We start from the raw sequence: 20,357 nt of genomic DNA, 5'->3' as shown, positions 1-20,357 counted from the left end.
CCGAATCACTGGAGCGCATCATGTTTCCCCCGCTGCCGAATCTGCCCGCCGATCAAGTCAATGCCGGGATCTCCGTCGGCTGCTTCGTGCTGACGGTCGCGCTGTATTTCGCGTCGAAGCGGCTCTATGCGTACCGGAAGTCGCTGCTGTTCTCGCCGCTCGTGTTCGTGCCGGGCGTGCTGGTCGCGCTCGTCGCGCTGACCGGCATCCCGTACTCGGTCTACCTGCATGACACGCGCTGGCTGATGTGGCTGCTCGGCCCGGCGACGGTCGCGTTCGCGGTGCCGATCTACGAATACCGCGACCTGATCCGCCGCCACTGGCTGTCGCTGTCGGTCGGCGTCGCGGTCGGCATCACCGCCGCGATCTGCGGCTCGCTGCTGCTCGCGAAGCTGCTGCACCTGTCGCCGGAACTGCAGCGCTCGCTGATGACCCGCTCGGTATCGACGCCGTTCGCGCTCGCCGTCTCCGACAAGATCCACGCGCCGAAGGATCTCACCGCGCTGTTCGTGATCGCGACCGGCATCTGCGGAATGCTGCTCGGCGAAATCGTGCTCGCGCTCGTGCCGATGCGCACCCGGCTCGCGCGCGGCGCGCTGTTCGGCGCGGCGGCGCACGGCGTCGGCACCGCGAAGGCGCGCGAGATCGGCAGCGAGGAAGGCGTCGTGTCGAGCCTCACGATGATGATCGCGGGCGTCGCGATGGTGCTGATCGCGCCGTTGCTGACGCTGCTGCCGATCTGAGCGGCGCGAAGGCCGGCCTTGCCGGCGCATTCCTCACCGTTCGCGGACGGTGAAGCGGACAGAAACCATGCGCGCACCGTCGGCCGGCCGGTTGCCCGCCGGCGCCACGCACGATGCGGCCGCGCCGGGGCGTGTTGCCCGGGCGGTCGCGCGGCCATGGCCGCCCTTTCGGGGAACGTCCCGCCCGCTCCCCTGGCCCGCGCCGGGCCGCCGCGCGGCCTGTTCCGGCCCGCATTCCCGGCTCCCGTCCGCCCGGACCGGTCCGGACAATCGGCTGAGATAGCCGGAATTCCCCCCTCTTTTCCGCCCATCGGCCGCGCCCCGGATGCCGAACAATGCATGCTACGAGTCATTACGCACGCATCCACATGGCCTCCACGACCGCAAATTCGCCTGGCGACAAGCCGGCTTCGTCCGGCAAGTTCAAGCGCATCGCGCTTATCGGTGTCATCGCGCTCGGCGCGGCCGCCGCCGCCGCGGGCGGCATGTACGTCTTTCTGAGCAAGCAGGGCGTCGGCCATGCCGCCGCCAGCAGCGAGCCGCCGCCGCTCGCCGCGCCGGTGTTCTTCGCGCTCGATCCGATGACCGTGAACCTGCAGTCGGACGACGGCGTCCAGCATTACCTGCGGGCCGGCCTGTCGCTGAAGCTGACCGACGCGAAGGCGCAGGAGCAGCTGACCGCCCGCATGCCGGAGATCCGCAGCCGCATCCTGCTCGCGCTGTCGAACAAGCATCCGGATGAACTGGCGACGCCCGACGGCAAGCACGCGCTCGCCAGCGAACTGAAGAGCCTGATCGAGGAACCGTTGCAGCCGGGCAACGAGCGCGCGCGGGTCGACGACGTGCTGTTCACCGAATTCGTCGTCCAGTGATGCCGCCGGCAAAGGAACGCGCATGAGCCACTCGGAGTTCATGTCTCAGGAGGAGGTCGATGCCCTCCTCAAGGGGGTGACGGGCGAATCCGACACCGACGACGACAAGCGCGAGGCAGCGGGCATTCGCCCGTACAACATCGCGACGCAGGAACGGATCGTCCGCGGCCGGATGCCGGGCCTCGAAATCATCAACGAGCGCTTCGCGCGGCTGTTGCGGATCGGCATCTTCAACTTCATGCGGCGCACGGCGGAAATTTCCGTCAGCCAGGTGAAGGTGCTGAAGTACAGCGAGTTCACCCGCAACCTGCCGATCCCGACGAACCTGAACCTCGTGCACGTGAAGCCGCTGCGCGGCACGTCGCTGTTCGTGTTCGACCCGAACCTCGTGTTCTTCGTGGTCGACAACCTGTTCGGCGGCGACGGGCGCTTTCACACGCGCGTCGAGGGCCGCGACTTCACGGCCACCGAGCAGCGCATCATCGGCAAGCTGCTCGCGCTCGTGTTCGAGCACTACACGGCCGCGTGGAAGAGCGTGCGGCCGCTGCAGTTCGAGTTCGTGCGTTCGGAGATGCACACGCAGTTCGCGAACGTCGCGACGCCGAACGAGATCGTGATCGTCACGCAGTTCTCGATCGAGTTCGGGCCGACGGGCGGCACGCTGCACATCTGCATGCCCTACTCGATGATCGAACCGATCCGCGACATCCTGTCGTCGCCGATCCAGGGCGAGGCGCTCGAAGTGGACCGCCGCTGGGTGCGCGTGCTGTCGAAGCAGGTGCAGACGGCCGAGGTCGAGCTGATCGCGGATCTCGCCGAGATCCCGGTGACGTTCGAGCAGATCCTCAATCTGCGCGCGGGCGACGTGCTGCCGCTCCATATCGAAGACACGATCACCGCGAAGGTCGACGGCGTGCCGGTCATGGAATGCGGTTACGGAATTTTCAATGGTCAATACGCGCTGCGCGTCCAGAAGATGATCGGCGCCAGCGAATCGATGAAGGAAGGTGGATATGAGTGAGCTGAACCAGACGCCCGACGCGGCCGAGCAGGCGCTCGCCGACGCCGCGCTGGCGGCCGTCGCGCCGGCGGCGTCCGCGACCCCTGCGGATGCGGGTGGCGAGATGGCAGTGGACGACTGGGCGGCGGCGCTCGCCGAGCAGAACGAGCAGCCGCTGGAGGCGGGCATCGCCTCCGCCGGCGTGTTCCAGCCGCTGTCGAAGGCCGCGGCGACGTCGACGCACAACGACATCGACATGATTCTCGACATCCCGGTCAAGATGACCGTGGAGCTGGGCCGCACGAAGATCGCGATCCGCAACCTGCTGCAGCTCGCGCAGGGTTCGGTCGTCGAGCTCGACGGCCTCGCGGGCGAGCCGATGGACGTGCTCGTCAACGGTTGCCTGATCGCGCAGGGCGAAGTGGTCGTCGTCAACGACAAGTTCGGTATCCGCCTGACCGACATCATCACGCCGTCGGAACGCATCCGGAAGCTGAATCGATGAATCGCCTGCAGTCCGGCCGCCGGCTCGCCGCACGCGTGCCGCTGGCCGCCATGGCGGCGCTGTCGTCCGGCGCCGCCGCAGCCGCCGACATCAATGCGGTCAACCACGCCGGCGCGATCGCGTCGGGCGTGGTGGTCGGCTCCGCCGCGCCGTCGCTCGGCTTCGCCGCCGTGTTGCAGACGTTCGTCGGGCTGGCCGTCGTGATCGGCCTCGTGTTCGGCTGCGCATGGCTCGCGCGTCGCTTCGGCTTCCAGCCGGTCCGCCGCGGCGGACCGCTGAAGGTGGTCGCGAGCGTCGCGGTGGGCGGCAAGGAAAGCGCGACGATCGTCGAGATCGGTGACACGTGGCTCGTGCTGGGCGTCGCGCCCGGCAACGTCCGGCTGCTGCACACCGTGCCGGCCGGCACCGCCGGGGCGCTCGCGCCGGATACGCCGCCGTCCACCGGCGCCGGCCTGCCCGGCACGTTCGGCCAGCGCTTTCGCGACGCGCTCGCGAACGAGGCCGGCAAACGCTTCGGGCGCGGCCGGGATCGCTGATCATGCCGCTGCGCCGTGACGTCGCGCACCGCGAAGCACGCGGCCCCGGGCCGCTCGCGCGGATGCGCCCCTCCCTTTTCGCCGTCGTTCGATGAAACCTACCCTGCTGCACCGCGCGGCGCGCGTCGCGCCCGTGCTGATCCTCGGCCTTGCCCCGGCGCTCGCCTGCGCCCAGACGGCAGGCCTGCCCGCGTTCAACGCGGCCCCCGGCCCGCATGGGGGCACGACCTATTCGCTGAGCGTGCAGACGATGCTGCTGCTCACGATGCTGTCGTTCCTGCCGGCGATGGTGCTGATGATGACGAGCTTCACGCGCATCATCATCGTGCTGTCGCTGCTGCGCCAGGCGCTCGGCACCGCGACGACGCCGCCGAACCAGGTGCTCGTCGGGCTCGCGCTGTTCCTCAGCTTCTTCGTGATGTCGCCGGTGCTCGACCGCGCGTACAACGACGGCTACAAGCCGTTCTCGGACGGCAGCCTGCCGATGGAGCAGGCGGTGCAGCGCGGCGTCGCGCCGTTCAAGACCTTCATGCTGAAGCAGACCCGCGAGACCGATCTCGCGCTGTTCGCGAAGATCTCGAAGGCGCCGGCGATGCAGGGCCCGGACGACGTGCCGCTGTCGCTGCTGGTGCCCGCGTTCGTCACGAGCGAGCTGAAGACCGGCTTCCAGATCGGCTTCACGGTCTTCATCCCGTTCCTCATCATCGACATGGTGGTCGCGAGCGTGCTGATGTCGATGGGGATGATGATGGTGTCGCCGTCGACCGTGTCGCTGCCGTTCAAGCTGATGCTGTTCGTGCTCGTCGACGGCTGGCAGCTGCTGATCGGCTCGCTCGCGCAGAGCTTTGCATAACCCCCGGCGGAGCATGCGATGACCCCCGAACAAGTGATGACGATCGCCCACCAGGCGATGTACGTCGGCCTGCTGCTGGCCGCGCCGCTGCTGCTCGTCGCGCTCGCGGTCGGCCTGGTCGTGAGCCTGTTCCAGGCCGCGACGCAGATCAACGAGGCGACGCTGTCGTTCATCCCGAAACTGCTTGCGGTCATGGCCACGCTCGTGATCGCCGGCCCGTGGATGCTGACGACGATGCTCGACTACCTGCGGCAGGTCCTGCTGCACGTCGCAACGCTCGGCGCGGGCTGAGCGGCGCGCGCGCTACGCGATGTTCTCCGTCACCTACGAGCAGCTCAACACGTGGCTCACGGCCTTCCTGTGGCCGTTCGGGCGCATGCTCGCGCTCGTCGCGACCGCGCCCGTCACCGGCCACGCGTCGGTGCCGATGCGCGTGAAGATCGGCCTCGCGGCGTTCATGGCGCTCGTCGTCGCGCCGGCGCTCGGGCCGATGCCGGCATTCACGGTGTTCTCCGCGGCCGGGATCTGGATCGTCGTCACGCAGTTCCTGATCGGCTCGGCGATGGGCTTCGCGATGCAGATCGTGTTCGGGGCGGTCGAGGCCGCGGGCGACTACATCGGCCTGTCGATGGGCCTCGGCTTCGCGACCTTCTTCGATCCCCACGCGAGCGGCGCGACGCCCGTGATGGGGCGCTTCCTGAACGCCGTCGCGATCCTCGCGATCCTCGCGTTCGACGGCCACCTGCAGGTGTTCGCCGCGCTCGCCGAGTCGTTCCAGATCCTGCCGGTGTCGGCCGACCTGCTGCACGCGCCCGGCTGGCGCACGCTCGCCGGGTTCGGCCTGGCGATATTCCAGATGGGCCTCCTGCTCGCGCTGCCCGTCGTCGCGGCGCTGCTGATCGCCAACCTCGCGCTCGGCATCCTGAACCGCGCGGCGCCGCAGATCGGCATCTTCCAGATCGGCTTTCCGGTCACGATGCTCGTCGGCCTGCTGCTCCTGCAGCTGATGGTGCCGAACATGGTGCCGTTCCTGTCCCGCCTGTTCGACATGGGCGTCGAGACGATGGGCCGGGTCGCGGCCGGCTTGCGCTGACGCACGCGCCGCTTCCCCAACCGGGTCGACCCGGAAAACCCGAACAAGTCTGAAAAAACCTGAAGATCCGCCGGGCAAGATCTGACCAAATCTAACGATCTGCCCGGTCAAATCTGGACGAACGGCGATATTAAGCCGTTGCACGCTGCTGAATAATCCGCCGTTTTATCGACGCGACGGCGGTTGCCACACGCGCCGCGCATGCGGCGCCGCGGGCCCAGGCAGATGATTTCGATACGACCTCTCAGGCTGATCGCCACCCTTGGCTGGCTCGCCGCATGGCCGGCGCAGGCCGCCGACCTCCTCGACGCGGTCAACGCGGCGCGGGGGTTCGACACCGGAATCTCCGCGGCGCACCAGGCGCAGCTCGCGGGCCGCGAGAAGCGCTGGCAAGGGCTCGCCGGCCTGCTGCCGCGCGCGCAGATCGACGGCAACTACACCAAACAGGATCAGCCCGGCGCGCCCTATGCGGCCGCCGTGCGCCGCCACAGCGCGACCGCGAGCGTCACGCAGCCGCTGTTCGACGTCACGCGGATCGCCGATTTCAAGCGCGGCGGCGCGCTCGCCGACCAGGCGGACGCCGAGTACGAGAAAGCCCGGCAGACCCTCGTCACGGAGGTTTCCGATGCCTATTTCGGCGTGCTGTTCGCACGCGAGGTGCTGCAGGCCGCCGAGTCCGCCGAGCAGGCATTCCAGAACCAGCTCGACCAGGCGCAGGCCGCGCTGAAGATCGGCGACGGCACCCGCACCGACGTCGACGAGGCGCAGGCAAACCTCGACGACGCGCTCGCCCGCAAGATCAGCGCGCAGAACGATCTCGAAGTCGCGCGCGGCACGTTCCGCCGCCTGACCGGCCTGCCCACCGACGACCTTGCACGGATCGCCTGGCAGTGCGTGCCGCTGGCCGCGCCGCTGGAGCTGCAGACCGCGATGGACGAAGCCGCTAGCCAGAACCCCGACGTGCGGATCGCCGAGAAGCTGCTCGACCAGAGCAAGGCCGACATCGTCGGCGCGCGGGGGGCGAGCCTGCCCGTCGTCAACCTTCAGGCGAGCTACGGCACGAACTGGAGCCGCGGCTCGAACGAGAACGGGCTGGACGACATATTCGGCACGACCTCGAAGACGCGCTCGTCGATGATCGGCGTCACGGTCACGATCCCGCTGTTCGCGGGTGGCGGCAACCTGTCGGCGGCGCGCGAGGCGTACCGGCGCCGCGACCAGTCCCGCGACGCGCTCGAGGATGCGCGCCGCAAGGCCCGCGAGCACGCGCGCTCCGCCTATCTCGGCATCACCAACGGCGTCGCGCTGATGCGTGCGCAGGAGCGCGCCCTCGCATCGGCGGACAGCAAGGTGAAGTCGACGCGTCTCGGGCGCGAGGTCGGACTGCGTACGCGGATCGACGAGCTCAATGCGCAGCAACGCTACTTCGAGGCGATCCGGGATCTTGCCGACGCGCGCTATGGCTTTCTGCGCGCGCGGCTGCAGTTGTCCGCGGCGCTCGGCACGCTCGGCGACGCGGACCTGGCCGGCATCGCATGCCGTCCGTCCGGGCCGCCGGCGCGGGATCAAGCCGCGTCGTCCATCTAACCCGACCTTTTCCGGTAGCGGTTCATGACTGATTCACTGTTTCGGCAGGAAGCGCTCGACGCGACCAAGCACAAGCTGATGGGCACCGTCAGCCTTTATTCGCCCCCGTGGCGCTGGCTGATGATCAGCGTCGCGACCGCGCTGACGCTCGCGATCGCCGCGTTTCTCGTGTTCGGCACGTATACGAAACGCGAGCGCGTCGAGGGCCAGCTGCTGCCCGCGAAGGGGCTGCTGTCGGTGGCGCCGCCGCTGATGGGCACCGTGATCGACTTGCGGGTGCGCGAGGGTCAGGCGGTCGCGGCCGGCGACGCGCTGATGGCGGTGTCGGCCGAAGTGGCGACCCGGCTCGGCGGCACCCGCGAGATGGTCGGCCAGCAGCTCAAGTTCCAGCGCTCGCGCCTCGAGACCGATCTCGCGAGCCAGTCGCAACTGAGCGGCGAGGCGAAGCGCGGCCTGCTGGCGCGCGCGGCAGCGCTCGACGACCAGCTCGCGCAGATCGCGCTGCAAAAGAACCAGCGGACGCGCCAGGTCGAACTGGCGGAGCGTCAGCTCGACAAGCTGCAGTCGATGCGCGAGCAAGGCTATGCGTCGAACACCCAGGTCGAACAGCAGGAAGGCGTGCTGCTCGACGCCCGCTCGATGCTGCAGGATCTCGCGCGCCAGCGGCTCGACGTCACGCAGCAGCTCGGCCAGATCCGCCAGCAGCTTCGCGAACTGCCGCTCAACACGCGCAATCAGCAGAACGACATCGAGCGCAAGCTCGCCGAGGTGGACCAGTCGCTCGCGGAAAACGAGGCGCGTCGCGCGGTGATCCTGCGCGCGCCACAGGCCAGCGTCGTCGCGGCGCTGCTCGCGAAGCCCGGGCAGATCGTCAACGCCGGCCAGTCGGTGGTGTCGCTGCTGCCGCAGGGCGCGCAGCTCGAAGCGCAGCTGATGGTGCCGAGCCGGGCGATCGGTTTCGTGCGGCCCGGCGCGCGTGTCGTGCTGCGCTACGAGGCCTACCCGTTCCAGAAATTCGGCCAGCAGTTCGGGCGCGTGACCCAGGTGTCGCGCACCGCGCTGTCGCCGCAGGAGGTCGCGAATCTCACCGGCCGCAACAACGTGCAGGAACAGCTTTACCGCGTCGTCGTCACGCTCGACCGTCAGGACATCGACGCCTATGGCAAGCGCGAGTCATTGCGCCCGGGCATGGCGCTGGAGGCCGACGTGCTGATCGACAGGCGCCGGCTGATCGAATGGGTGCTCGAGCCGCTGTACGCACTCGGCCGGCGGGCTTCCGCCTGACGGCGGCCCCCCGCCCCGACCACGCACACACGCGTATTCGTTACGGAGCTGATTGAACGATGAAATGGATGGATGCCCTGCAGTTCGGCTGGCGCCGCCGCCTGCCGAACATGCTGCAGACCCAGGCGGCCGAATGCGGGCTCGCCTGCGTCGGCATGGTCGCAAGCTATTTCGGCCACGACATCGACCTGGTCAGCCTGCGCCGACGCTTTCCGCCGTCGCTGAAGGGCGCGACGCTCGGCGACGTGATGCTGATGGCGCACCGGCTCGGCCTCGCGTCGCGCGCGCTGAGGCTCGAGCTGGACGAGCTGGGCAAGCTGCGCCGCCCGTGCATCCTGCACTGGGACATGAACCACTTCGTTGTGCTGAAGTCGGTGTCGCGCGGCAAGATCACGATCCACGACCCGGCGCGCGGCGTCCGCGACGTCCCGCTCGACGAGGTCTCGGATCACTTCACCGGGGTCGCGCTGGAGCTGATGCCGTCGCCGTCGTTCAAGCGCGCGCAGGCGCGCGAGTCGATCTCGATGGCGAAGCTGATCGGCAGCGTGACCGGCATTCGCGCGACGCTGGCGCAGGTGCTGCTGCTGTCGGCGGCGCTGGAGGTGTTCGGCATCGTCACGCCGTTCTACATGCAATGGGTGATGGACCAGGTGCTGGTGTCGGCCGACGCCGACCTGCTCACGCTGCTCGGCGTCGGCTTCCTGCTCGTCGTGCTGTTCCAGAACGCCGTGTCGGCGCTGCGCTCGTGGGTGGTCACGTGGTTCTCGAGCCTGCTCGGCGTGCAGTGGACGGCGAACGTCTGCGCGCACCTGTTCAAGCTGCCGATGACGTATTTCGAGCAGCGCCACATCGGCGACGTGGTGTCGCGGTTCGGCGCGATCGGCACGATCCAGAGCACGCTGACCACGCAGTTCGTCGGCGCGCTGCTCGACGGCGTGATGGCGATCGTCACGCTCGCGATGCTGTTCATCTACAGCACGACGCTGACGTGGCTCGTGCTCGGATTGTTCGCCACGTACGGGGTGATCCGCTGGGTCGCGTACCGGCCGTTCCGGCAGGCGAACGAGGAACAGATCGTCTACGACGCGCGCGCGCAGTCGAACCTGCTCGAATCGATCCGCGGCGTGCAGGCGATCAAGCTCGCGAACAAGCAGGAAGCGCGCGTCGCGACCTATGCGAACGCGGTCGTCGAGACCACCAACAAGAACGTCGCGATCCAGCGCCTGTCGATCGGCTTCTCGACGCTGCAGGGCGTGATTTCCGGCGCGGGCCGCGTGGTGCTGGTCTGGCTCGCCGCCAGGCAGGTGCTCGACGGGCAGTTCTCGGCAGGGATGCTGGTCGCATTCGTCAGCTTCGCCGACCAGTTCATGTCGCGCGGCGCGGGCCTGATCGGCACGATCATCGATTTCCGCATGCTGCGCCTGCACGGCGAGCGTCTTGCCGACATCGTGCTGACCAACGCCGAGGCCGACATGGAGGCGAAGGTCGCGCGCGATACGGCCGCCGCGGGCCGCCATGCGGCGCCCGCGATCGACGTGTCGGGCGTGAGCTTCCGCTACGCGGAAACCGAGCCGTGGGTGCTCGAAGACTGCTCGTTTTCGGTCGCGCCGGGCGAATCGGTCGCGCTGGTCGGCCCGTCGGGCCAGGGCAAGACGACGATGGCGAAGCTGCTGCTCGGCCTGCTGACGCCGGAACAAGGCGGCGTGATGGTCGACGGCGTCGACATCCGCAAGCTCGGCCTGCATCAGTATCGCGAGCTGATCGGCTGCGTGATGCAGGACGACATCCTGTTCGCCGGCTCGATCGCGGACAACATCTGCTTCTTCGATCCGCAGCCGGACCAGGCGCGCATCGAGGAGGCCGCGCGGCTCGCGCAGATCCACGACGACATCGTCGCGATGCCGATGGGATACCAGAGCCTCGTCGGCGACATGGGCTCGTCGCTGTCGGGCGGCCAGTGCCAGCGCGTGCTGCTCGCGCGTGCGTTCTACCGCAAGCCGGCAATCCTGGTGCTCGACGAGGCGACGAGTCATCTCGACGTCGAGCGCGAGCGGCTCATCAACGATGCGGTGCGGGCGATGAACATCACGCGGATCATCATCGCGCACCGCCCAGAAACCATTCGCAGTGCGGACCGTGTGATTCGGCTCGCGCAGGGAAGCGCGCACGAACTCGACGTCGAAGCATCGTCTGCGGGGCAGCCGGCATAGCGCCGCGCCACTGGCGTTGTACCCGCCGCGCACGACGGCGGTGGCCGAAACCGATCCGGCCTTCAAGGATCGGACACGCAACTTCAAGGAGAACTTATATGCGTGAATTGACCATGATGGAAATCAGCGAAGTCAGCGGCGGCGGATTCTTCAGCCGCATTGGCGCAATGGGGCTGGGCGGGATCACCGGCCTCATCTCGGGTATTGCCAAGGGTGCCGTGGTGGGCGGCGCGCAGGGCGGCCTGCTCGGCGTCGGCCTGATCACCGGCTGCGCCGGCATGATCATCGGCGGGGTGATCAGCGGGGTCGCCGGCGTCATCTATGGCGCGATCAACGACGAGAAGCAGACGACCAAGCTCTTCAACTCGCTGATGGAAAACATCTTCGACTGGCTGTCGCCGACCCCGAAATAACGACCGAACCGCTCCGGATCCGGCTTTCCGCCGGCCGGAGCGTGCGCAGCGTCTTGCGGCACGCGTAGTCGAGTGCCGCGGAGCCCGTTACCCACTCAATCAAATGGTGAATCATGCGTGAACTGAACAGCACCGAGCATGCCGCAGTCTCCGGCGGCCTGTCCACCAGCGACGTGAAGGACTGGATCTCGAACCTCCTTCGGCCGAAGCCCGCCGAGCCCTACGTCAATCCGTTCCCGAGCGCCGGCGCGGAGGAAGGCGCGCTGGAGACGATCGGCAAGATCATCGTCGTGGCGGCGGTGACGACCCTCGCGGCGCTGTTCCGGGCCGGCTCGAAGCCGTCCGCCTGACAGCAAGCAGGACGTCCGGTCGGATGCCGCCCACTCTATCCGGTTCGCAGTCCTATATCAACGAGTCGGTGCGATCCGATGAAAAGGATCCGCTCGCACGGATGTACGGCTCATTTCTGGACGGATTGCGATTGTGAGCGGTGTTGTCGACCAGATAAATTTATCCGGCCGCGTCCATCAAAGGCCGGCGTGTAATTTTTAGAGACTCTTACAGGAAACCAAAACATGAGCAAACAACTTACCCTGGCTTCGATCGTGACGGCAGTCATGGCATTCGCACCGCTGGCCGCGCACGCGTATGACGGCACGGTGACCTTCTCGGGCGCACTGAGCGGCGCATCGTGCGAAATCAAGGTCAACGGCACCGCCAACAACGGCACGGTCCAGCTGCCGACGGTGGGTGCGGCCCAACTGGGCGAGAAGGGCAAGACGTCGGGCTCGACGACCTTCGCGATCGAGCTGAGCAAGTGCCAGAACGCAGGCGAGTCGGTTCGCGCATTCTTCGAAGCCGGTCCGAACGTCGACAACACGGACGGCACGCTGATCAACCGTGCGGCAACCAACGTCGCGAAGAACGTCGCGGTGCAGCTGCTCGACACGTACGGCGAAACGCTGAAGGTCGGTGACGACAGCCAGCGCACCGTCACCCCGGTCGCCCTCACGGACGGTGCCGCGAAGCTGGTCTACGGCGCGCAGTACTACGCGAAGGACGCGACGACCGCGGGTAGCGTGAGCACGTCGGTCACGTACTCGATCGACTACCTGTAAGCCTTCGCGCACAGCGGGCGGGCTGCGCGGCATCGCCGCCGATGCGGCACGATGCCGTGCAGGTCCGCCGGTCGACGCATGGCCTGATCGACGTCGACGGCGCACTGCGGGAAACGCCGCTTGCCGGCGTTTCCCGCCCATTGAGTTCACGCACCATGTTTCCAGTTTTCTCGTTCATTTCGCGCCGCGCCGCGGCATGTGTCTGCGTCGCGCTCGCATGCTTCGCGCAGCAGGCGGCGGCCAGCGTCATCATTTCCGGCACCCGCGTGATCTATCCGGCGGGCGATCGTGAAATCACCGTCAAGCTGGACAACACCGGCAAGCAGCCGGCGCTCGTACAGGCATGGATCGACGACGGCGATCTGAAGTCGCGCCCCGGCACCGCGAAGGTTCCGTTCGTGCTGATGCCGCCCGTGTTCCGCATCGATCCCGCCAAGGGGCAGACGGTGAGAATCGTCTACACCGGCGATTCGCTGCCGCAGGACAAGGAATCGGTGTTCTGGCTGAACGTGCTCGACATTCCGCCGAAAGTCGAGGAATCGGCCTCGACGACAGCGCTGCAGCTCGCGTTCCGCTCGCGGATCAAGCTGTTTTTCCGGCCGGCCGGTCTCGACGGCGACGGCGCGGTTGCCGCGGCGAAAGCTGTCCAGTGGTCGGTCGTGCCCGACGGCGGCGGCAAGGGCCACGTGCTGCGCGCGACGAATCCATCGCCGTTCAACGTCACCGTGCTGAGCGCGCGGGTCGATCACGACGGCCGCACGTTCACGGCGAAGGACGGCGCAATGATCGCACCCGGCGCATCGCAGACGTTCGCACCCGACGCCCCGCTGCCCGATCTGCCGGCCGGCACGAAGCTCGGCTACTCGACGATCAACGACTTCGGCTCCGAGGCGAAGTGGGACGCGGCGATCACGCCCGCACCCTGAAGCTGGACGCGGCGACCGCGCCCGCGCCCTGACCCGAACGAGCGTGGCTGCCTCTCGGTTGCCGCGCACCGGCCGCCCGCTGCCAACACGTTCACATCGACTATCAGGAACACGATCATGGAACACGCACACCGCGCGGCGAAGCCGTGCGCGAGCCCGCCTGCGCCTGTTCTGCGCCGCTCGCACGCGATGGTGCTGCTCGCCTGTTCTGCGATGCCGCTCGGCGCCGCGGCGAACACGCTCGCGCCCGCCGACGACCGGCAGCCCCGGATCGGCGAGCGCACGACCCAACAGGATGCGCCGCCCGCCGGCGTGCAGTTCAATCCGGACTTCGTGCTGTCCGAGCCGGGCAGCGAGATCGATCTCTCGCGCTATGAACAAGGCAACCCGGTCTGGCCCGGCCAGTATCGCGCCGACGTCTACCTGAACGGCACGCTGCTCGGCCGCGACGACGTGACGGTGCGTGAAGTGCGCAGCGGCGTCACGAAGGTCTGTGTCAGCCGCCGGCTGCTGGACAAGTTCAACCTGGATCTCGGCCGGATTCCGGCCGACCGGCTCGCGACGCTCGACGATGCCGGCGCGTGCGTGTCGCTGGAAGAGCTGGTGCCGGCCGCGTCGCTGTCGCTCGATTCCTCGGCCGCGCGCGTCGACGTGCGGATTCCGCAGGCACTGCTGCGCCGCACCGCGCGAGGCTACGTCGACCCGTCGATGTGGGACCACGGCGTGACGGCCGGGATCGTCGGCTACAACGCGAACGTGTACCGCAACGCGTCGCACGGTGCCGGCTCGAGCTCCGCGTATGTCGGCGTGAATGCCGGCCTGAACGTCGGCGGCTGGTACTTCCGGCACGACGGCGCGCTGAACTGGGAACAGCGCGAAGGCCGGCACTACGGCGCCGTCAACACCTACGTGCAGCGCGACCTGAGCGCCATCAACGCGCGGATCCGGATCGGCGACGCGAATACGTCGGGCGAGGTGTTCGACACGTTCGCGTTCCGCGGCGTGCAGATCGCGACCGACGACCGGATGTGGCCCGACTCCCAGCGCGGCTATGCACCCGTCGTGCGCGGCATCGCGAATTCGAACGCGCGCGTGACGGTGCGCCAGAACAGCGCAATCATCTACGACACGACGGTGCCGCCCGGCTCGTTCGTGATCGACGACCTGTACCCGACCGGCTACGGCGGCGATCTCGACGTGACCGTCACCGAGGCGGACGGCAGCGAGCGCCGCTTCAAGGTGCCGTACGCGGCGGTTCCGCAGTCGCTGCGGCCGGGCCGGAGGCGGTTCAGCTTCGTCGCCGGCACAGTGCGCGACCGGAGCCTGTCGCACACGCCGCGCATCGTGCAGGCAACCTATACGCACGGCATCAACAACCTGCTGACGCTGTACGGCGGCGTGCTCGCGAACGAGAACTACCAGAACGTGCTGCTGGGCGGCGCGTTCAACACGCCGATCGGCGCGATGGCCGTCGACGTGTCCGGCGCGTTCACGTCGAAGTACGGCCAGCGGATGAGCGGGACCAGCGTGCGCGTCACGTACAGCAAGACGATCGAGGCGACGAACAGCAGCCTGTCGGTCGCCGCGTACCGCTTCTCGTCGTCCGGCTACCTCGACCTGAGCAACGCGATGACGTTCGTCGACAACGTGCATCGCAACCTGACGGGCGCCGCCGCGGTGCCGGCATCGCGCGCGCGCAATCGCGTGTCGGTCACGGCGAGCCAGCGGCTCGGCGAGCGCGGCGGCCAGCTGTACGTGAGCGGCTACACGCAGAACTACTGGTCGCGCAGCGGCACCGACACGCAATTCCAGGTCGGCTACAGCAACCGTTATCGCATGTTCGACTACAACATCTCGGCGAACCGCGCGCGCACGTTCGCTGGCGACGCCGACACGCAGTACATGCTGACCGTGTCGATGCCGCTCGGGCCGAAGGCGCGCGCGCCGCGGATGAGCGTCAACGTCGCGCGCGACAGCGCGAGCGGCGTCACGGCGATGGCGACCGCAAGCGGCCTGATCGGCGCCGGCAGCGAGGGCAGCTATTCGGTATCGGCGGCGCGCAACGCCGGCCCGACCTATGCGGGCAACGTCGCCGCCCAGTACCGGACGCCCTACACGGCGGTGCATGGCGCGTTCGGCAAGGGGAGCGGCTACGGATCGGCATCGCTCGGCCTGAGCGGCGCGATCGTCGCGCATCCGGGCGGCGTGACGGCGACGCCGTATGCCTCCGACACGATGGCGATCGTCGCGGCGCCGCGCGCGCGCGGCGCGACGGTGACGGGCTACGGCGGCGTCCGGCTCGATCCGCGCGGCTACGCGGTCGTGCCGTACCTGAGCCCCTATCGCCTGAACCAGATCGAGATCGATCCGCGGGGCCTGCCTGCGGACGTCGAGCTGCAGTCGACGAGCCAGCAGGTCGCGCCACGCCACGGCGCGGTCGTGATGTTGCGCTACCCGACGGTGACGGGGCGCCCGGTGCTGATCCAGACGCGGGCGTCGGACGGCACGGAGCTGCCGTTGGGCGCGCCGGTGTTCGACGGCAACGGCAACAATGTCGGGATGGTGTCGCAGGGCGGGCAGATCTACGCGCGCCTGTCGGCGCCGCGCGACCGGCTGACCGTGAAATGGGGCCATGCCGATGCGTGGCAATGTTCGATCAAGGTCGCCTTGCCGTCGCTCGACGAGCGCGCGGCACCCGTGAGCATCGAGCGCTTCGACGCGCCGTGCGAAATCGACGCGAAGCCCGCTGGCGTCGCCGGCAACCGCACGAAACAGCGGCCGTCCGTTTGACGAAGGACGGCAGGAGGAATTTCGATGAAACGCAACACGATGAAGATGAAGCGGGCCCGAAGCGGGCGCGGCACGATGCTGCTGCGAACGGCTGCGGCCACGCTGCTGCTCGGCGCGGCCGGCATCGGTGCCGCGCAGGCCGCCGCGCTGGCGAAGTGCGAGAGCACGTCCAATGCGAGACTGGCAACGTTGCCCGCCAATCTGAAAATCGCGTGGGACGCGCCGGTCAACACGGTGCTGTGGAAGCAGAGCGGGATCCAGATTTCCGCGAGGTGCTGGCAGGTGCTGCCCCTGTCGGGCGACATGGATGCAATGTTCTACCGCTACAGGGACGATCCGAAGCTCATCGCCAACGGGATCGCGCTGTACATGACCTACAACGGCAATCGCGGACACGGGGAAGCGGCGATTCCGACGGGCACGAAGATCCCGCGGACCGGCCCGGTACCCGTGACGGCGACGATCGACGTCGAGCTGGTGAAAATCGGCGAGACGCCGTCCACGCCGACGAATCTCCCGCTGAGGTCGGTGCTGGCCGGGATGATCTCCGCGCCGAACGAACAGTCCGATAGCGCGCGCTACTTGTTGTACGGCTTCGAGAACGTCTCGTTCCAGAAGACGACCTGCACGACGACGACCCCTGCGCTCCAGGTCGAGCTCGGCACGCACACGCTAGGCAAGGCGGGCGGGATCGGTACCGGGGTCGGCTCGACGTCGCCGTCGAAGGATTTCGCGGTCGGGATTCAATGCGACTCCGGCGTCGCCGGCGACTTCGTCGTCAACATGATGCTCGAGGGCAATGCGCTCGACGCGGCGAACGGCGTGCTGGCGCTGTCGTCCGGAAGCAAGGCGACGGGCGTCGGGATTCAGCTGCTCAAGAGCGACGGCCAGCCGGCGCAGCTCGGTACGCCGTGGCAGATCGCCGATTCTCCGTCGTCGCAGGCCAGGTCGCCGAACTTCTCGGTACCGCTGTCGGCCCGCTATTACCAGGCGGCCGCAACCGCCAAACCCGGCACCGCCAACGGCACGGCCACGTTTACGATCATCTACCGATAAGGTGTGCCGCGCCGTCAAATCAGCCCGTTCTCGTACGCATAGCGGACCAGATGGATGTTCGCATCGGCCTGCAGCTTGTGCATCGCCGTGTGCTTCTGCGTCGAAACGGTGCTGACCGAGCGGCCGAGCTGCTTCGCGATGCTGACGAGCGAATGACCTGACACGAACAGGCGCACGACGTCCAGCTCCTTTTGCGTGAGCTTCGGCGGCACGCTGTGCGGCAGCGCCCCGCCCTGCTCGACGATCGCGCGGATCGTCGGCGAGAAGTAACGGGTGCCGCCCGAGCAGAGATGGCGGCACGCGCGCACCACCTCCACGGCGGCGTCCTCCTTGCTGACGATCGCGCTCACGCCGAGCCTCGTCGCGGCCGCGAACACGCTCGGATTCGATTGCGCGGTGAACAGCACACGCCTTGCGTGCGGCACGACTTCGCGCAGCTTGCGCAGCAGCATGAACCCGTCGAGCGGCCTGTCGCCGCGACTCATCGAAAAATCGCTGACGACGATGTCGGTCGGCGACACGGTCAGCGCATCGATCAACGCCGTGCCGCGATCGCAAACGTGCACGACGCGAAACGTCGGGCTCCACTGCGGCAGGCTGCGGAGCAATTCCAATACGACAGGATGGTCATCCGCAATTGCAATGGTTATCGCGTTCATGTCCCATTTATATGATGTGTCGATCAGACAGCGGAAAACGCAGCCTATCTCATTCACCAATAAAGTAAATCGGACAACCAAGTAAAAACGCCAATGCGGTCGTGAAATGTTAAATACCGGAGACGGAAGAATCCGGACGCGCATAGTGCGAATCGCTTCACCGGCTCGATTCGAAACAGTCGCGGTCGCGCCCCGCGCCTGCCCGCCGCGCCGTATCCTGGCGACGCCGACGGCCATTTTCCGAGCGCACGCCATACGGTCTTGCGCCACCGATACCGCACATCGGGTCTGACGCCGTTTTCTGGAAAACCGTTGAGAATTTCCGCATCCCGCGAAAGGTGACGGAAGGTTTCATATCTCAATACGGGTTTCGACGATGCGCCCGGCATCGCCGCATGAATATAGCGGCAGCGCCTCGCCAACGGTCAGGCCTCGCGTCGACCGTGCCCCTTTTTTTGCGGCAGGCGCACAACCGGTGAGCGCCTGCAAATTCCGTCCGTCACCGCCCGCGCGAACGGGCAATTCGGTCCTTTTGCCGCGCCAACCGCTTGACCTGCGCCGACCGTATCGATAGCGTTTCGGCTTCGCCCGGGCGGCTTTGGCCGCCGGGGCTGCGACGGCGGCCGAATTCCGGCCCCGCGCGGCCGGGCACAGGATGGAAAAGGACGATGCAGAAACTCGATGCGGCGAGCCCGCAGGCGTGCTCGACGGATTTCACCGCCGACAACGTCGCGCGCCTGAAGGCGCTGTTCCCTGAACTCGTGACCGAGGGGCCGGATGGCGTGTCGGTCGACGTGGATGCGCTGAAGGCCCTGGTCGGCGACCGCGCGGTCGGCGACGCGGACGAAAAATACGGCTTTCACTGGCACGGCAAGCGCCGCGCGCGGCAGGCGGCACTCACGCCGACGACCGGCACGCTGCGGCCCTGCCCGGCCGACAGCGTCGCGTGGGACGACACCCGCCACCTCGTGATCGAGGGCGACAACCTCGACGTGATGAAGCTGCTGCACAAGAGCTACGCGGGCAAGGTCAAGCTGGTCTACATCGATCCGCCGTACAACACCGGCAGCGATTTCGTCTATCCGGACGATTTCAGCGACAGCATCGGTCATTACCTGTCGATCACCGGACAGGCCGACGACGGCATCAAGCGCAGCACCAATACCGAGGCGAGCGGCCGGTTCCATACCGACTGGCTGAACATGATCTACCCGCGCCTGAAGCTCGCGCACGCGCTGTTGTCCGACGAGGGCCTGATCGCGGTGCACATCGACGAGCACGAGGTGCATGCGCTCGTGCTGGTGCTGCGCGAGATCTTCGGCGAGGAGAACGAGCTCGGCGTCGCGGTGTGGGACAAGCGCAATCCGAAGGGCGACGCGCGCGGCGTCGCGTACCAGCACGAGTCGCTGGTGCTGTTCGCGCGCAACGCCGAGACGCTGCTCGAGCGCGCGCCGTTGAGGCGGCCCAAGCGCAACGCGCAGCGCATGCTCGACGCCGCGCAGGACGCGCTGCGCCGCAGCGCGACGCGCGACGAGGCGGCGCAGGCGTATCGCGCGTGGATCAGGGCGCAGACGACGCTGTCCGGCGGCGAGGCGATGTACGACCGCCTGTCGGCCGACGGGCGCGTCTACAGGCTGGTGTCGATGGCGTGGCCGAACAAGAAGAAGGCGCCGGACGACTACTTCATCCCGCTGGTCCATCCGGTCACCAAGCGCCCCTGCCCGGTGCCGGAGCGCGGCTGGCGCAATCCGCCCGCGACGATGCAGTCGCTGCTCGAACGCGGCCTGATCGAGTTCGGGCAGGACGAGCGCACGCAGCCGCAGCGGATCTATTACCTCGACGAGAACATGTACGAGAACGTGCCGTCGGTGCTGCCGTTCGGCGGCTCGGACGATGCGCTGCTGAAGGCGCTCGGCGTGCCGTTCGAGCAGCCGAAGCCGGTCGACTTCGCCGCATCGGTGATCGGCTGGTGCACGAGCGGCGACGACATCGTGCTCGACTGCTTCGCCGGCTCCGGCTCGACCGGCCACGCGGTGATGGCGCTCAACGCGGCCGACGGTGGCCACCGCCGCTACGTGCTCGTGCAGCTGCCCGAGCCGCTCGACCGCACCGACAAGGCGCAGCACGCGGCGGCCGAGTTCTGCCGCAAGCTGAAAAAGCCGCTGACGCTCGCCGAGCTGACCAAGGAGCGCCTGCGGCGCGCCGCGCAGCAGATCGCGCGCGACTATCCGGAAAGCAGCGGCGACCTCGGTTTTCGTGCGTTCCGGCTCGATTCGACCAACGTGATCGAATGGGACCCGCGGCGCGACGATCTCGATCACGCGCTGTTCGCGTCGATCGAGCACATCAAGACCGGCCGCACCGACGAGGATCTGCTGGTCGAGCTGGTGCTCAAGCTCGGCCTCGACCTGTGCACGCCGATCGCGCATCACACGGTCGCCGGCAAGACGGTGCACACGATCGGCACCGCGATCGTCGCGTGCTTCGACGCGCGCATCGCGCGCGACGACGCCGAGCCGCTCGCCGACGGCATCGTCGCGCTGCTCGACACGATCGGCGCGACACGCGACGTGACGTGCCTGTTCCGCGACAGCGGCTTCGTCGACGACGTCGCCAAGCTCAATCTCGCCGCGCTGCTCGAGCAGCATGGCGTGAAGCGCGTGCGGAGTCTCTGATGCGGCACGACACGACCTGCATGACGCCGGCGCGGGT

At 67.8% G+C, this 20,357-nt stretch carries 19 protein-coding genes; 18 read left to right on the top strand and 1 reads right to left on the bottom strand.

The window, feature by feature from the left end; genetic code table 11:
* The first annotated feature begins 20 nt into the window (after positions 1–20).
* From LIG30_RS04355 to LIG30_RS04275, 17 genes are all read left to right on the top strand, one after another.
* Positions 21–743, top strand: a complete 723-nt coding sequence (locus LIG30_RS04355) for an LrgB family protein (RefSeq protein ID WP_038709901.1) — start codon at positions 21–23, stop codon at positions 741–743.
* Between the two features lie 335 nt (positions 744–1,078).
* On the top strand, positions 1,079–1,615 hold the full coding sequence (fliL, locus tag LIG30_RS04350) for a flagellar basal body-associated protein FliL (protein WP_051994856.1): 537 nt from the start codon (positions 1,079–1,081) through the stop codon (positions 1,613–1,615).
* Positions 1,616–1,637: 22 nt separating this feature from the next.
* A complete protein-coding gene (gene fliM, locus LIG30_RS04345) occupies positions 1,638–2,636 on the top strand; it encodes a flagellar motor switch protein FliM (RefSeq protein WP_038709895.1) in 999 nt (332 codons plus the stop codon).
* On the top strand, positions 2,629–3,120 hold the full coding sequence (gene fliN / locus LIG30_RS04340) for a flagellar motor switch protein FliN (RefSeq protein WP_038709894.1): 492 nt from the start codon (positions 2,629–2,631) through the stop codon (positions 3,118–3,120). The genes fliM and fliN overlap by 8 nt, the downstream gene beginning before the upstream one ends.
* A complete protein-coding gene (fliO, locus tag LIG30_RS04335; protein WP_038709893.1) occupies positions 3,117–3,656 on the top strand; it encodes a flagellar biosynthetic protein FliO in 540 nt (179 codons plus the stop codon). The genes fliN and fliO overlap by 4 nt, the downstream gene beginning before the upstream one ends.
* A 91-nt stretch (positions 3,657–3,747) precedes the next feature.
* Positions 3,748–4,509, top strand: a complete 762-nt coding sequence (gene fliP, locus LIG30_RS04330) for a flagellar type III secretion system pore protein FliP (protein ID WP_038709890.1) — start codon at positions 3,748–3,750, stop codon at positions 4,507–4,509.
* A gap of 18 nt (positions 4,510–4,527) precedes the next feature.
* Positions 4,528–4,800: a flagellar biosynthesis protein FliQ gene (gene fliQ, locus LIG30_RS04325; RefSeq protein WP_038709888.1), complete on the top strand. Its 273-nt coding sequence runs from the start codon at positions 4,528–4,530 to the stop codon at positions 4,798–4,800.
* A 19-nt stretch (positions 4,801–4,819) separates the two neighbouring features.
* Positions 4,820–5,602: a flagellar biosynthetic protein FliR gene (gene fliR / locus LIG30_RS04320; protein ID WP_038709886.1), complete on the top strand. Its 783-nt coding sequence runs from the start codon at positions 4,820–4,822 to the stop codon at positions 5,600–5,602.
* A gap of 225 nt (positions 5,603–5,827) precedes the next feature.
* Entirely contained in the window at positions 5,828–7,189 is a 1,362-nt protein-coding gene (locus tag LIG30_RS04315) for a TolC family outer membrane protein (protein ID WP_051994858.1), read from the top strand.
* A 24-nt stretch (positions 7,190–7,213) separates the two neighbouring features.
* A complete protein-coding gene (locus LIG30_RS04310; RefSeq protein WP_038709885.1) occupies positions 7,214–8,473 on the top strand; it encodes an HlyD family secretion protein in 1,260 nt (419 codons plus the stop codon).
* A 68-nt stretch (positions 8,474–8,541) separates the two neighbouring features.
* Positions 8,542–10,683, top strand: a complete 2,142-nt coding sequence (locus LIG30_RS04305; protein WP_235510175.1) for a peptidase domain-containing ABC transporter — start codon at positions 8,542–8,544, stop codon at positions 10,681–10,683.
* A 98-nt stretch (positions 10,684–10,781) separates the two neighbouring features.
* The gene (locus LIG30_RS04300; RefSeq protein WP_038709883.1) at positions 10,782–11,096 is read left to right on the top strand and encodes a hypothetical protein; all 315 of its coding nucleotides are present in this window, start codon (positions 10,782–10,784) and stop codon (positions 11,094–11,096) included.
* A 113-nt stretch (positions 11,097–11,209) separates the two neighbouring features.
* A complete protein-coding gene (locus LIG30_RS04295; protein ID WP_038709881.1) occupies positions 11,210–11,446 on the top strand; it encodes a hypothetical protein in 237 nt (78 codons plus the stop codon).
* 225 nt (positions 11,447–11,671) lie between these two features.
* A complete protein-coding gene (locus tag LIG30_RS04290) occupies positions 11,672–12,214 on the top strand; it encodes a fimbrial protein (protein WP_038709880.1) in 543 nt (180 codons plus the stop codon).
* Positions 12,215–12,369: 155 nt separating this feature from the next.
* A complete protein-coding gene (locus LIG30_RS04285) occupies positions 12,370–13,140 on the top strand; it encodes a fimbrial biogenesis chaperone (RefSeq protein ID WP_083493893.1) in 771 nt (256 codons plus the stop codon).
* A 117-nt stretch (positions 13,141–13,257) separates the two neighbouring features.
* A complete protein-coding gene (locus LIG30_RS04280) occupies positions 13,258–15,930 on the top strand; it encodes a fimbria/pilus outer membrane usher protein (RefSeq protein WP_083493889.1) in 2,673 nt (890 codons plus the stop codon).
* Between the two features lie 24 nt (positions 15,931–15,954).
* Positions 15,955–16,986 carry a fimbrial protein gene (locus LIG30_RS04275; RefSeq protein ID WP_051994855.1) on the top strand — a complete coding sequence of 344 codons (1,032 nt, stop codon included), beginning with the start codon at positions 15,955–15,957 and terminating at the stop codon, positions 16,984–16,986.
* Positions 16,987–17,000: 14 nt separating this feature from the next.
* Here the strand turns inward: LIG30_RS04275 and LIG30_RS04270 are convergent, their stop codons facing one another.
* Complete coding sequence (locus LIG30_RS04270) at positions 17,001–17,645, bottom strand: response regulator transcription factor (protein WP_038709879.1); 645 nt, start codon at positions 17,643–17,645, stop codon at positions 17,001–17,003.
* A gap of 668 nt (positions 17,646–18,313) precedes the next feature.
* Here LIG30_RS04270 and LIG30_RS04265 point away from each other — a divergent pair.
* Positions 18,314–20,320 carry a site-specific DNA-methyltransferase gene (locus tag LIG30_RS04265; RefSeq protein ID WP_038709878.1) on the top strand — a complete coding sequence of 669 codons (2,007 nt, stop codon included), beginning with the start codon at positions 18,314–18,316 and terminating at the stop codon, positions 20,318–20,320.
* Positions 20,321–20,357: the final 37 nt, after the last annotated feature.

Source organism: Burkholderia sp. lig30, assembly GCF_000687455.2.
Lineage (GTDB): Bacteria > Pseudomonadota > Gammaproteobacteria > Burkholderiales > Burkholderiaceae > Burkholderia.
This window is presented reverse-complemented; position numbering and strand designations above follow the sequence as displayed.